Origin of the sequence: Imperialibacter sp. EC-SDR9 (assembly GCF_902498805.1) — a bacterium.
GTDB lineage: Bacteria > Bacteroidota > Bacteroidia > Cytophagales > Cyclobacteriaceae > Imperialibacter.
In genome coordinates this window covers 101138-113525 of record NZ_LR701575.1, presented here as the reverse complement: position 1 = coordinate 113525, position 12388 = coordinate 101138, and the positions used below count along the sequence as shown (strand labels likewise).

General features: G+C 45.3%; 9 protein-coding genes. 2 read left to right on the top strand and 7 right to left on the bottom strand.

Annotation, left to right across the window (positions count from 1 at the left end):
- Positions 1 to 14 precede the first annotated feature (14 nt).
- Both GC130_RS03370 and GC130_RS03365 read left to right on the top strand, forming a co-directional pair.
- The gene (locus GC130_RS03370) at positions 15 to 1370 is read left to right on the top strand and encodes an NAD-dependent succinate-semialdehyde dehydrogenase (protein WP_151996853.1); all 1356 of its coding nucleotides are present in this window, start codon (positions 15 to 17) and stop codon (positions 1368 to 1370) included.
- 185 nt (positions 1371 to 1555) lie between these two features.
- Complete coding sequence (locus GC130_RS03365) at positions 1556 to 2173, top strand: MCP four helix bundle domain-containing protein (protein ID WP_151996852.1); 618 nt, start codon at positions 1556 to 1558, stop codon at positions 2171 to 2173.
- Positions 2174 to 2523: 350 nt separating this feature from the next.
- Here GC130_RS03365 and GC130_RS03360 read toward each other — a convergent pair whose 3' ends face one another.
- The 7 genes from GC130_RS03360 to GC130_RS03330 form a co-directional block, all read right to left on the bottom strand.
- Positions 2524 to 6255, bottom strand: a complete 3732-nt coding sequence (locus tag GC130_RS03360; protein ID WP_151996851.1) for a PAS domain S-box protein — start codon at positions 6253 to 6255, stop codon at positions 2524 to 2526.
- A 49-nt stretch (positions 6256 to 6304) separates the two neighbouring features.
- On the bottom strand, positions 6305 to 6748 hold the full coding sequence (locus tag GC130_RS03355) for a response regulator (RefSeq protein WP_151996850.1): 444 nt from the start codon (positions 6746 to 6748) through the stop codon (positions 6305 to 6307).
- On the bottom strand, positions 6735 to 8405 hold the full coding sequence (locus GC130_RS03350) for an ATP-binding protein (protein WP_151996849.1): 1671 nt from the start codon (positions 8403 to 8405) through the stop codon (positions 6735 to 6737). Before GC130_RS03350 ends, GC130_RS03355 begins: the two co-directional genes overlap by 14 nt.
- Before the next feature lie 143 nt (positions 8406 to 8548).
- Entirely contained in the window at positions 8549 to 9193 is a 645-nt protein-coding gene (locus tag GC130_RS03345; RefSeq protein ID WP_193217754.1) for a response regulator transcription factor, read from the bottom strand.
- A gap of 193 nt (positions 9194 to 9386) precedes the next feature.
- Entirely contained in the window at positions 9387 to 10661 is a 1275-nt protein-coding gene (locus GC130_RS03340; RefSeq protein WP_151996847.1) for a serine hydrolase, read from the bottom strand.
- 116 nt (positions 10662 to 10777) lie between these two features.
- Entirely contained in the window at positions 10778 to 11215 is a 438-nt protein-coding gene (locus tag GC130_RS03335; RefSeq protein WP_151996846.1) for a hypothetical protein, read from the bottom strand.
- 266 nt (positions 11216 to 11481) lie between these two features.
- Positions 11482 to 12387, bottom strand: coding sequence for a type IX secretion system membrane protein PorP/SprF (locus GC130_RS03330; protein ID WP_151996845.1), 906 nt, complete (start codon positions 12385 to 12387; stop codon positions 11482 to 11484).
- Between the last annotated feature and the right edge of the window lies 1 nt (position 12388).

Below are 12388 nucleotides of genomic sequence, written 5' to 3'. Positions count from 1 at the left end.
TTAAATTGAGATGAATGGAATTCAAGAGCATTGACCCTTATAACGGACAGGTAATAGGAACTTATGAAGAGCAAACCACGCCACAAGTCGACTTGATGATTGAAAAGGCTCAGAGTGCTTTCGATAAATGGAGAAAAGTACCTGTGGCTGAACGTGCCCGTTTGATGGCAAAGGCGGGCGCTGTGCTGCGGGATAATGTGGAGGAGTATGCAAAAATGATCACACTGGAAATGGGTAAACCAATTTCTGAGTCAAGAGGAGAGGTGAACAAATGTGCATGGGTTTGCGATTACTACGCTGAGAATGCGGCTGACTTCCTCGCTAATGAAGTGATAAAGACGGAGGCGCAAAAAAGCTTCGTGCGACACGATCCCATGGGATGTATCCTTTCCATCATGCCGTGGAATTTCCCTTTCTGGCAGGTGTTTCGGTTCGCTGCACCTTCACTTTCGGCTGGCAATGTCGCCTTGCTCAAACATGCGCCTAATGTATTCGGCTGCGCTGAACAAATAGCTGGAGTATTTAAAAAGGCGGGTTTTCCTGAGGGAGTGTTCCAAAACCTAATTATTCATCACACGAAAATAGAAGCCGTTATCGCTCATGATACTGTAAAGGCAGTAACGCTCACTGGCAGCGAAGGAGCAGGTAAGTCGGTGGCTCAAACAGCTGGAAAGTATTTGAAGAAGGCAGTACTTGAGCTGGGAGGAAGCAACGCCTTTATTGTACTGGAGGATGCCGACATGGAAAAAACCATTCAGACGGCGCTCACGGCAAGAATGATGAATTGCGGTCAGAGCTGCATTGCCGCCAAGCGCTTTATCATCGTCGAAGGTGTTTTCGATGAGTTTGTGACAAAGTATGTTGAGGCAGTTGGGAAGCTGATAGCTGGCGATACCATGGACGACGCCACTCAGATAGGCACGTTGGCTCGAAAGGATTTGGCAGATCAGCTTCAGCGGCAGGTGCAGGAGTCGATCAAGGCCGGGGCGAAGCTCTTGCTCGGCGGAAAGCAAAACGAATGCTTTCACGAGCCTACCATTTTAACGAATGTTACCCCAGGCATGCCCGCCTTTGACGAAGAGACGTTTGGGCCGCTGGCACCAATGATCAAAGCCAAAGATGAAAAGCATGCCTTTGCTTTGGCGGAGCAGTCAAAATTCGGCTTGGGTACCACGGTTTGTACGACCGACATTGAAAAGGCCCTTAGTCATGCGGAGAACATCAGCGATGGCGCTTATTTTGTCAACGAGCTGGTGAAGTCGGATCCACGATTGCCCTTCGGCGGCACTAAAAGTTCGGGCTATGGCCGTGAACTGGCCAAAAATGGCATAATGGAGTTCGTGAATGTGAAAACGGTGTATGTAAAGTAGACACTGTAGAGACCAATGCACAAAGACAGAAAAACTAAAGATCAGAAGGAAGGTTTCGAAAAATGCCCACGTGAACTATAGAATAGCATGATACAATACCGCTTGCAAGACAGACGTAGCTGTTGATCAGAGAAAACTAACCCACACGGTAGAGTTCACGTAACTCTTGTGAAAACTGACCCGATATGATACGTAAACTGACCCATTTCCAAAAGATCAAGATTGTTGCGGCGTTGCTTGTGGTGTTTTTGCTTGTGCTGGCCACAAACATCATGGACAATAATCATTTTGCCATTGTGCAGCGTTCGCTGGAAACCGTTTACGACGACCGGCTTGTTGCCAAGGACTATATTTATAAAATTTCCCGCCAGTTGCAGTATAAGAATAAGTCGCTTTATACCGACGACTTGGAGGGAATAGCTAAGGCCAACCAAAGTGCCAACGACTCAATACAAAGCCTTATTGGGAAATACAACACTACCGAGCTTACCCCGAAAGAGGCGCAGTACTTTGAGTCGCTTCAGGCCAACCTGGAAAGGCTATTGAAGGCCGAAAAGCAATTGTTTGGCAAGTCTCCCTCCGAACAAAAGGGATATATTGAGAATATACAAGCTCAGTTTGATAGGGTAAGCAACGATTTGGACGTGCTATCGGAGATACAGCTAGCCGAGGGGATCAGGCAAATTCACTACTCAAACCGGGCAATAAAGAATAGCGATATGATCGCCAAGCTGGAAATTGCTGTGCTTATCGTGATCGGGGTGATCATTCAAATTTTCATTTTCTTTAAGCCTTCGGAGTAGCCCTAAAACCTTCGGAACATGGAAGTTGATTTTTTGAGATGATTTACCACTTAGATTTAACTGGCAAGGGTATAGCTTTAGGGTGCAATAAATTGGGAGCTTTCGATCAAGCCAACCAATTGTTGATTGGATAAATCTGTTATAAATTTATCTCAGGAATCAGAAACTGGGCATAGGTTAAAAACACCAAAACGAAGTACGTTAAATTTCTTCGTATAGACCATCGTTCCATAGCCCTTTAGAGACTCGATATTTGTAGAATTCGAAAGGAGATGGATGTTGTTCCGTACCCCCACGTATCACAAGCATCCCGTTTTTTATCGAATCTATCAACTTTGATCAGAGCGATTTCAATTTTTGCCGCTCAACGGATCAATTTTCGCTGTTTTGGCGGTGATGTCCCTGATGATTTCATCCAGCTCCCTGGCCGACAAATCGATGTACTGTAGCAATTTGGTTTTATCCTCGTTTGTGGAAGAATCCGAACTAACCAAATCAACCAAACCCATTATTCTTGCTACCGGGGCACGCACCACGTGTGATTGCATCCAGGCGATATCTCTTAGTCTTTGGTTTTGTTCTTCGATGGCGTTTAGATGGATCGTTCGTTCGGTAACATCTTTCACAAAGCATGCCACGCCCGTGCAAAGTCCATTTTCTATGAAAGGGTTGAAGGAAACCAGTGAGTAATAGGTTTGACCGCCCACGGCATCCTCTTCAGTCACTGTGAATTGCTCGCCTGTCAGCGCCCTGGCCAGATGCTTCTTCCATTTGTCCATTGCCTCTCTGCCGACTGAGGCAAGTGTAATCGGGTACCCCTCTTTTATTTCTGCGTTGAAGCCAGCTTTCAGGCGATCCCGGAATGCCCTGTTTGCAGATATCAGGCGCATGTTGGCATCGATGGAGAATATCAAGTCGTTGGTACTGTTGATGGTGGTGTCCAGGTTTTTCTTGATCTTAAGAATTTGCTGCTGCTGTTCAGTTTCTTTCGTAATGTCTTTGAAATATACTGATAGGCCGCCGAATTTGGGAAATAACGAAATTTCGAACCAGCGCTTTCGTGATTTAAATTCTTCTACAGCAACAAAAGGTTGCTGTTTTTCAAGCACATGATGCGCCTGTTGGTAAAATCTTGATTTCTTAAGAGCGGGCACCTCCGCCCATAATTCCTGGCCCACAATTTCTTCTGACTTTGCCACGCCAAGCATCTGGGAAGCTGCCGTATTCCAGAAGATCACCTTCCATGTTTTGTCAACTGCAAAAAGACCATCCGTGATACTTTCCAATATTTCCTTGCGTTCTTCTTCGGCTACTTTTCTGGCGTGGATGTCCTGAAAGCTTCCTACAAGTCTCACACACTTGTTGTTGATAAGTTCGGGTTTGCCTATTGCTCTGACCCACCTTTCATTGCCTTTGGCAGTGACAACCTGGAGTTCAACATCAAAAGCTATTCCGCTCTCTATGGCCATATTTACACACCTGGTAATAGTATCCCTGCTCTTTCCGGCCTTGTAAAAATCAATGGCCCTATCCAAATGGGGTGTGAAATCGTAGGCCACTTCATGAATTTCTTTTGTGATCGACGACCAAAATAGATTTTGCTCCACTAAATCAAGCTCCCAGGCACCCACTTTTGCCAGCTGCCCAATTTCCCGATAGAGAAGCTCCAATTTTTTCCTTTCGGTAATATCCTGCGCCACTCCATCCATTTTTTGTGGCTGCCCGTTTTCGTCGTTATAAACAGTGATAATTTCGGAAATCCATTTGGTTTCTCCCGAGGGAGTTTCAATCCGGTACTCTTTGCTATTTCTTCGAAGACCTTCCAGTTTGGTCAAATTAAGCCCAAGTAGCTTTTTTTGATCCTCATGATGTACAGTCTGTTTCAGGTTGTTGAACGTAGGTTTCCATTTAGCAGGATCCTGCTCCCAGATCATAAACATTTCCTCTGCCCACTTTGGCTCGTTGGTTTTGAAATCATGTGTCCAGTAGCCGAGTTTGGCAATTTGTTGCGCCGTTTTGAGTTGATAAAGAGATTCTCGCAAGGCCTTTTCGGTCTTCTTTTTTTCAGTAATGTCCTTGCCCACTGCGTACATAAGATTTTGCTCTGGAAGAGGAGTTGACGACCATGAAAGCCAAATTTCCTTATTGTCTTTGGTCGTATACCGGATTTCGAAATTGTGAGTTGGCATGCCCGATTCGAGAATCGTCAGTTCAGAAATGGTTTTTTTTCTGTCTTCCGGATGGATAAGATTCAGATAAGGTATCGTCAAAATTTCTTCCTGAGAGTAGCCAAGTATTCTTGAAAAGGCGGGATTTACTTTTTTGTAGAAACCGTCCGTACCTGCTATTGCCAAAATGTCTGTCGATAGTTCGAAAAAGCTATTGAGCTCTTCTTCCAACTTCTTTCTTTGAATATCGGGGCCCAGCTGGGTTCCGATAGTCGATAGCACGTTGGACAGATCGGTAAAACTATGGTGCTCACCCCGGTCAAAAAATATAAAAACACCAATTACTTTTTGACCATAAAGAATAGGTGTTCCGTAGGCAATAGTAAGCCCGGCTTCTGTGGCTTCTTTTCGTCGCTGAAAGTCATCGTTCGAGGTCAGGTTTCTCCAAACTGAAATGCTTCTGCTGGCCCATACTTTACCGGGAAGACCCTCATCCTGCCCAAAAGAGTAATTTTGATAGGCTGATGGGTACAGCGCTTCGGATTTCCTTGATCGCCCAAAATGAGCCACCAGATTTAGCCTTGTGTCATCGACTGCGGTCAACCATAATTCGCCCACCTCAAGGCCAGAGAAGTCGGTAACGAGCTTAAGGAGATTGATGGCAGCTTGCTTAAATGGGCCGGGGGTGCCAATTTCTCTTCTTAGAAAGGCGACAAGTTCCTTTTGCGCCAACTGGTTTTTTTGCTCGGTTACATCCCTGAGGGCACCAACCAGTCGGCTCGCCTTACCGGTTTTGTCCCTGACAATATAGCCTTTATCATACACCCATGCGAAGCTTCCATCGGCTTTTTGAAAACGATATTCATGCTCACAATAGCTTTCGGTGACTGTGTTGAGAGCCGCTTGAAGCTTTTCGTAGGCAACCTCTTTGTCTTCAGGGTGCACATGCTGTTCCCAGAATTTGGGGTCAGATTGCAGGTCGTCTTGTGCATAACCAAACAACCTGTTGATGCCATCACCCATTCTGGTTACTTGGTTATTATCCAGCTTCCAATCGTAAATAATATCCTTGGTGGCCAGCGATGCCAGGCGATACCTTTCATTGCTTAGCCTGAGCGCTTCTTCCCGTTCTATCTTATCTGTGATATCCCTGGAGTTCACGATGATGCCCTTGATCGCTGCCTCTTCTAAGGTGTTGGTAGCGATAGTTTCGATCCAACGCCAATCACCCTTATTATTTTTGAAACGAAAAGGTCCAATCAGTACCCGTTTATTTGCGGTTAGCGCACTGAATTTTTGGCGGACAAAGGCTTCGTCGTCGGGGTGGATAAAATCAAATGCATTTTTTCCAACAAAAACTTCTGGCTTTATCCCCAAAATTCTTTCGGACGACTTGCTGACAAACAGGTAGTTGGCTTCAATATCGAGTACACCGATGAGGTCGGATCCTTCCTGAACAAGTGCTGCAAAACGCTTTTCACTTGCTTCCAGGCGGCTCAACGCCTCCTGCTTGTCCATCTTGTGTTTTTTTTCACGCATCGCCCGGAGCACTGCGGCAGGCAAATGGCCAAGATTTTTTTTGAGGATAAAATCAGTTACCCCCTGACGTATGGCTTCCACAGCGTTTTCTTCAGTGAGGGTGCCTGTCACAAAGATAAATGGCGTCAAGTTGTCATGTTCCCGTAATTGAGAAAGTGCTGCCAATCCATTAAATCCGGGTAGATTGAAATCCGACAGGACAATGTCAGGTTTGAAAAGGTTAATTTGTGTTGAAAAACTATTTTTGGATGAGCATACCTCGAAGTGGCATAGGTAGTCGAAATCAGTCAGGCTTAGCTTGACTAATTCCGCATCGCTGCTGACGTCCTCGAGAATGAGTACTTTTAGTTCCTTTTTTGAGTTTTCCTTTGGCATATACTACCCAGCCTTCCTTATTCATTGTTAGCATTTTTCTTAAAAAATTCTATGCCGAAAACTGGTTGATGAGTGCCCAGTAATACCCAATTTCCTTTACGCATTGAGTGAACTGATCAAAATCGACAGGTTTCACGATAAAGCTATTGACCCCAAGCTCATAGCTTCTTATAATATCTTTGTCTTCTTTCGAAGAGGTAAGTACAACGACGGGAATCTTTCTGGTATTTTCATGTGCCCTGATTTCTTTCAATACCTCCAAACCGTCTACTTTGGGCATTTTCAGATCAAGAAGAATTACCTTTGGGTGATGATTGATATCTCTGCCTATGTACTGTCCCTTACCAAACAGGAAGTCTAAAGCTTCCTTTCCATCTTTCAGCCAAACTACGTTGTTGAACAGTTTGGCGTCTTTAAGGGCCAACATGGTCAGCTCAGCGTCGTGCTTGTTGTCTTCAACGAGCAGGATTTCAACAATATTATCCTTTGTCATTTTGCTTCTCATTTTTTTTCAGTGAAAAATAAAAAATGGCTCCTTTTCCTTCCTCAGATTGGGCCCACACCTTTCCTCCGTGCCGGTGAATGATGCGCTGCACGATGGCAAGCCCTACGCCGGTACCTTCAAATTCATCTTCGCTGTGAAGGCGCTGGAAGATACCAAACAGTTTTTTAGCATAGGTCATATCGAAACCTACGCCATTGTCCTTCACAAAGTATACAAGGTCTTCTTGATCAGACAGGTAACCGACCTCGATCAATGGTTCTTCCCGGGTTCCGCTGAATTTGATAGCGTTGCCCAATAGATTGGCGAACACATGCTTCATCATGTCCCTGTCTGCAAACATAGGAGGAAGGTGTTTGTCCAGTTTTAGCGCAGTTTTCCCCCCGGTTTCTATCTGCATAAGATCGTTGAAAACTTCGCTGACAAGCTGATTTGTGTCGAAAGTAACCTCTCTTTTTTCCCGCCGACTCATTCTTGAAAATGCCAGCAGGTCGTCGATCAGGTTTCCCATTTTCCCTACATTTTCAATGATGACTTCAAGGTAGTGAAGTTGATCGGGCTCAAGTTTTCCATCGAGTTTGGATACCAGCACTTTAGAAAAACCGTCTATGGCCCTAAGCGGTGCCCGGAGGTCGTGCGATACGGTATAGCTGAAACTCTCAAGTTCTTCGTTGGTTTGCTGAAGGTCAGTAGTCCTTTGTTTTACTTTTTGTTCCAGAGAGGCATTTAATTTTTTGACTTCCTCTTCCGCTTTTTTGGCATTGGTAATGTCAGCTATAGAGCCAGCCATGCGGTAGGCTTTTCCTTCTTCGTCCCGAAGCACTTTGCCTCTTGCAAGGAACCAGCGGTATCCACGTTTTTTTGTCTTAAGGCGATAAATTACGTCATAGGGGTCGTCATTCTCCAGCGTAGCATTTATTTTTTCAAAAACATATTTTTTGTCTCTCGGATGAAGGGCATTTGCAAAGGAGTCAAATTGATTGACAAACTCATGCTCTTCGTAGTCCAGCTGGGCTTTGAACCGGGGTGCGTAAAACACTTCATTGGTGCGGATGTCCCAATCCCAAATACCTGCACTGGAGCCTTCAATGGCAAGCCGGAACCGCTCTTGTATCGATTGCAGCTCTTCAAGTGCAGCCTGGGTTTTTGCTTTTTCTTCCAATACCCGATTGTTCTTGGCTCTCATGTAAGCCGCAGCAATCGACGACATGGTATAGTCCAAGAATTTGTCTAGCCCGTTCAAAATCAACAATAGCTGCTGTATATTTTTGCCGTAGTCATTGATCAGGTAAGGTTGCAGGCATTCTCTGAAGAGTTTTACAACGCTGTACCAATCGTTGAATTCAAGGCCCATTTGGCCATAAGCTGCTCCCTGCATCATGAGGTGGCGGGTATAGGGTTCCCACTCACCTTTCATGATGGCAGCTTTCTGCAGGTCGTTGGACAGTTGCTCTTCTTTTAGCTGGGTTTCAAGATCCTGCTGCTTAAGAATGGGTTCAAAGATGGGGTGCTGCAACAAAATCCTTCGGAGATTTTCGGATACCTGCTCCTGGTATTTTTGATAAAAAACATAATACCCCTGAACCGACTTCATGTCATCAGACGAAAAATCGGGTCTAAGGTTCGTAAGCAATTCTGTATAACTCATAATTTCTTACAGATGGATGCCAGGATTCAAAAAGTGCCAGTAACCAATTAAGTAACGAAATTGTTCTAACATTTCCACAAAGTATGTGAAAAATAAGGAAAAATACTTAAGGAAAAATTAGGTGTTTCGTAGGTTCTTTTTTTTCATTCTGCCGCTTTTAGAGCATATCGGCGCAGTTCCTTAGCGTCCTTCAGTCTTAGTTTGCTAATCAGATTCCGTTTGTGTGTTTCAACTGTTCTCGGGCTAATAAAAAGCTCATGAGCGATCTCCTTGTTGCTAAAGTCTCGTGAAACATACTTCAGGACTTTTTTTTCCTGGCGAGTGAGATTTTTCAGCAACTCATCGTTCGGGGAGAAGTGTAAATGTCCCCTGATAATTTCAACCAGGTCTTTTTGTGCTTCTTCGCAAAAGTAAACTTCACCCCGGTGCACTTTGCGAATAGCTTCTCCAATTTGATCTTTGTCGGCAGTTTTAAGGAGGTAGCCATTGGCCCCGGCACGAATCATACCCTGCAAGTATTCGAGTTTGTGATTGGAGATGAGCCCTACTACTTTTTCTGATCTCCCATGGCTCAAAATCTCCCTTGTTATTTCAATGCCGTCAAGTTGAGGCAGAGCGATGTCAATGAGAATAACGTCGACCTGGTGCGTCTCGCAAAAAATGAGTGCTTCTTTTCCACTGGACAAAGTAGCGAGACAGTTAAAATCCGGATGGGATTGGAGGATTTCCCTGAGCCCGTACCTGGCTAGTTCGAAGCTATCGACAACAAGCACTTTTATTTCGGCCATCTTACAGCTTTTTGAGAGTTTCATTTCCTTCAAATAATCAGAAACTTGATCAATACTGAAATATTAAACTCTAGGTCAGTAGTGACGCATAACATTCGCCGGCGTGTGACGTTAACAAATTTGTAGTCACTAAGTTTCTACATATCGTTTGTCAAAGGAACACTCCCAACGATCAAATATTCCCTTATTACCCTCAATCAACCAGCGCCTGGTAGGCCAGTACTTTAAATGTGTTGCCGGTAGTGTTGGTATGAGAACCCCACATTTGCTGATAGAAAAGGATCACCATTTTTTCTTTGGGGTCAACCCAATAGCTGGTAGAGAATGCACCACCCCAACTGTAGGTGCCTTCATTGGAGGGAAATTTGCCACTTCCTGTAGCTGAAACGACCTCGAATCCTAATCCGAATTTGTTCACCCCAAATGTCAGGTCACCAATTTGGTTCATGGTCATCATCCGTACGGTGTTACGTGACAGCAGGCGCACTCCATCATACTCTCCGCCATTCAGTAGCATCTGTAGAAAAATAGCGTAATCGTAAATGGTGGACGACAATCCACCGCCACCGGAGAAATAGCTTTTTTTCCGAAGGGGGAAGTTCATATCGCCACCCAGGGCTTGTTCACTTTTTTTCAAACCGGTGGAGTCCTCCAAAAAGAAATTCACCAAACGGTCAGCCTTCACTTCAGGGATATTGAAATAGGTGTCTTCCATCCCCAGTGGTTTGAAAATGCGGGCGTAGAAGAATTCCTCCAAAGTCATCCCGGACCAGATCTCCACTAGGCGGCCTGCCAAGTCAGTATTGAGCCCATATGTCCATCGTTCGCCGGGTTGATGTGTGAGAGGCAGGCTTCCCAACCTGACCATTGCATCGTCCAGGGTACCCTCATACACGTCCAATCCAGCTGTAATATTGTTCTTAGCATAAATTGCCTGCGCCTCCTGGCTGCCTATTTGTGCATAGTCTATGCCGGAGGTGTGAGTAAGGAGATCTCGTATGGTAATCGCCCTGTTCGCCGGAACGGTGGTGTAAGTGGTGTCTTCCGGGTTGAACGTGTCCAAAACCTGAGCGTTTTTGAAGGAGGATATATAATTGGCCACCGGGTCGTCCAGTAGAAATTTTCCTTCCTCGTACAGCATCATGGCAGCCACACTTGTGATAGCTTTCGTTTGCGAGGCAATTCTGAAAATTCCTTCTCTTTCTAGTGCCTCCTTAGTTTCGAGATCGTCGTAGCCAACGCCCTTATAGTAAACAATTTTGCCATTTCGTGCGATCAAGCCAACGGCACCATTTATCCAGCCTTTGTTTACCCAGTCCTGTAGAGAGGCGTCGATTCTGGCCAATCGGGTGGGAGAGAACCCGGCAGCCTTCGGGGTGCCAATAGTAAGCGCAGAGGAAGCCGGATCCTGGAGGGGCTGGCAGGTGAGGAGAGTTCCTGCCAGGAAAATGAGGAGTAATCGTTTCATAGGTATAGGTTTACTCTCTCAATTTAACTGAATATTTGGGAATACGCTATGGTGATGTCTGATGGTTTAGGGCGTCTATTTGAGGCACATCAGAATCAAAGAATTGGTAGCGACGTTTACTCATCGTTTTCGTCAAAAGGCCCAATTCCGGGAGGATTAAACAAGCCCCATTGGTCGACGATATAGTTATTTGTGTCAAATCCTGCCACCCAATCGATGAAGAGCAGCCGATACTCTTCTATCAGATCCCGTACCAGTTGGTAGTATCGCACTTCTTTAAACCCGTGCATGTCGAGACTGTGGTTTTGCACCATTAAGTCTCTGGCTGCTTTTCGGATAATGGCCGCAGCTTCCATTCTGATGTCGTAAAGGTCGCCGGCTTCTGCGCCAGCTACTTTTACTGTGAGCAATGCAGCATCCGACAGCATATGGCCCTCGATATCTTGTAACATCTCGTCATCCTCAGGAATCAGATTTCCAATAAGCCGGACGGTTTCGAGTATTTCTTGTCCTTTTTTGAAGATAGGTAGCGTTCGGGGATCAGTTTCGTCCATGTCTTTATTTGTCTTGTCCTGAATTTCTTTTTTTGGCTAAACATCGATGTCGCCAAATGAACGGCGGACACTAAATGTACATCTAATTGACTAGAAAGCCATTATGCCTCTGATGCACGATGGGACGCAAATGTATATGACAAGTAGGTTTCGATCATTCTGGAAATATGTAACCGAATTTGACTTGATACCCGCTCTGGTGCACGAACGGATGGCGCTCGGTTTATCTATGTGGTTTTTGGTCCAGCAATCAACGCATTCATAGATCAGAAATACCGACCCGAAAGGTCATGTCTTTTGCCAAGCTTGAGGTCGGCAGAGACAATCACTTCATGTGTTCCATATCCCACGGTAGCCAGTTCATTGAACGGAAATTGGAAGGAGTAGCCAAAGTGAAACATATTGTTTTCTGTGAATAGGATATTCACTCCGCCAGCACCAAAGTTTCTGATGGAGGCACCCAGCCATATCTTTTCGTCGATAAGCACCTGACCGTTCAAATCTACCAGGAGGTCGTTGTGAGAATAGCTAACGAGAAAGGAAGGTTTAATTTTTAAGGTTCGGACAGTGGTGATGATGAACCCGCCGGTTACGTTATAACTTTGATACAGGTTCCGTGTTTGGACGCCGTTGGTTTGCAGATTAGAGTTAGTTACCTGAGGAACAGCCACGCCCAGATAGAAGAAGTCTGACTTGTACATGGCACCAAAGCCAAAACTCGGCGTAAACTCCGACTGCTTGCCCGTGCCTACCGACGGGTCGTCAAAGACGTCGACATCCAACTTCGAGTAATTAATGGTGGAGGAAAGAAAGCCACCCTGAAGACCAAACGAGAGGTTATGGTCATCGTCGAAATTGATATGATAGGCATAGTTGGCAATCACTTCAGTGTCGGTGTTAATACCATAACTATCACTCATCAGCCGCAAGCCGGCGGCACTATGCATGGAAATGGTGCTCGATCCCATTAACGTGGTGGTAAGGGGAGACCCATCGATGCCCAGCCATTGTTTCCTCGATATCGCTGTGACATTGGCCAGGCTGTTCACGCCAATATAAGCAGGGTTCAGAGTTGACTGATTCATCAGGTACAGGCTGTACGGTACTACATTCTGTCCAAAACAACGCCCAGCTACAAGTAAAACTAACAATAAGTAGAGGTGTCTGTTCATA

What these genes read in the sequence shown, in the direction of transcription:
- GC130_RS03330 (WP_151996845.1), bottom strand. Translation starts at nt 12,387, where the DNA reads ATGAACAGACACCTCTACTTATTGTTAGTTTTACTTGTAGCTGGGCGT.
- GC130_RS03360 (WP_151996851.1), bottom strand. Translation starts at nt 6,255, where the DNA reads ATGCCAAAGGAAAACTCAAAAAAGGAACTAAAAGTACTCATTCTCGAG.
- GC130_RS03345 (WP_193217754.1), bottom strand. Translation starts at nt 9,193, where the DNA reads ATGGCCGAAATAAAAGTGCTTGTTGTCGATAGCTTCGAACTAGCCAGG.
- GC130_RS03340 (WP_151996847.1), bottom strand. Translation starts at nt 10,661, where the DNA reads ATGAAACGATTACTCCTCATTTTCCTGGCAGGAACTCTCCTCACCTGC.
- GC130_RS03355 (WP_151996850.1), bottom strand. Translation starts at nt 6,748, where the DNA reads ATGACAAAGGATAATATTGTTGAAATCCTGCTCGTTGAAGACAACAAG.
- GC130_RS03365 (WP_151996852.1), top strand. Translation starts at nt 1,556, where the DNA reads ATGATACGTAAACTGACCCATTTCCAAAAGATCAAGATTGTTGCGGCG.
- GC130_RS03335 (WP_151996846.1), bottom strand. Translation starts at nt 11,215, where the DNA reads ATGGACGAAACTGATCCCCGAACGCTACCTATCTTCAAAAAAGGACAA.
- GC130_RS03370 (WP_151996853.1), top strand. Translation starts at nt 15, where the DNA reads ATGGAATTCAAGAGCATTGACCCTTATAACGGACAGGTAATAGGAACT.
- GC130_RS03350 (WP_151996849.1), bottom strand. Translation starts at nt 8,405, where the DNA reads ATGAGTTATACAGAATTGCTTACGAACCTTAGACCCGATTTTTCGTCT.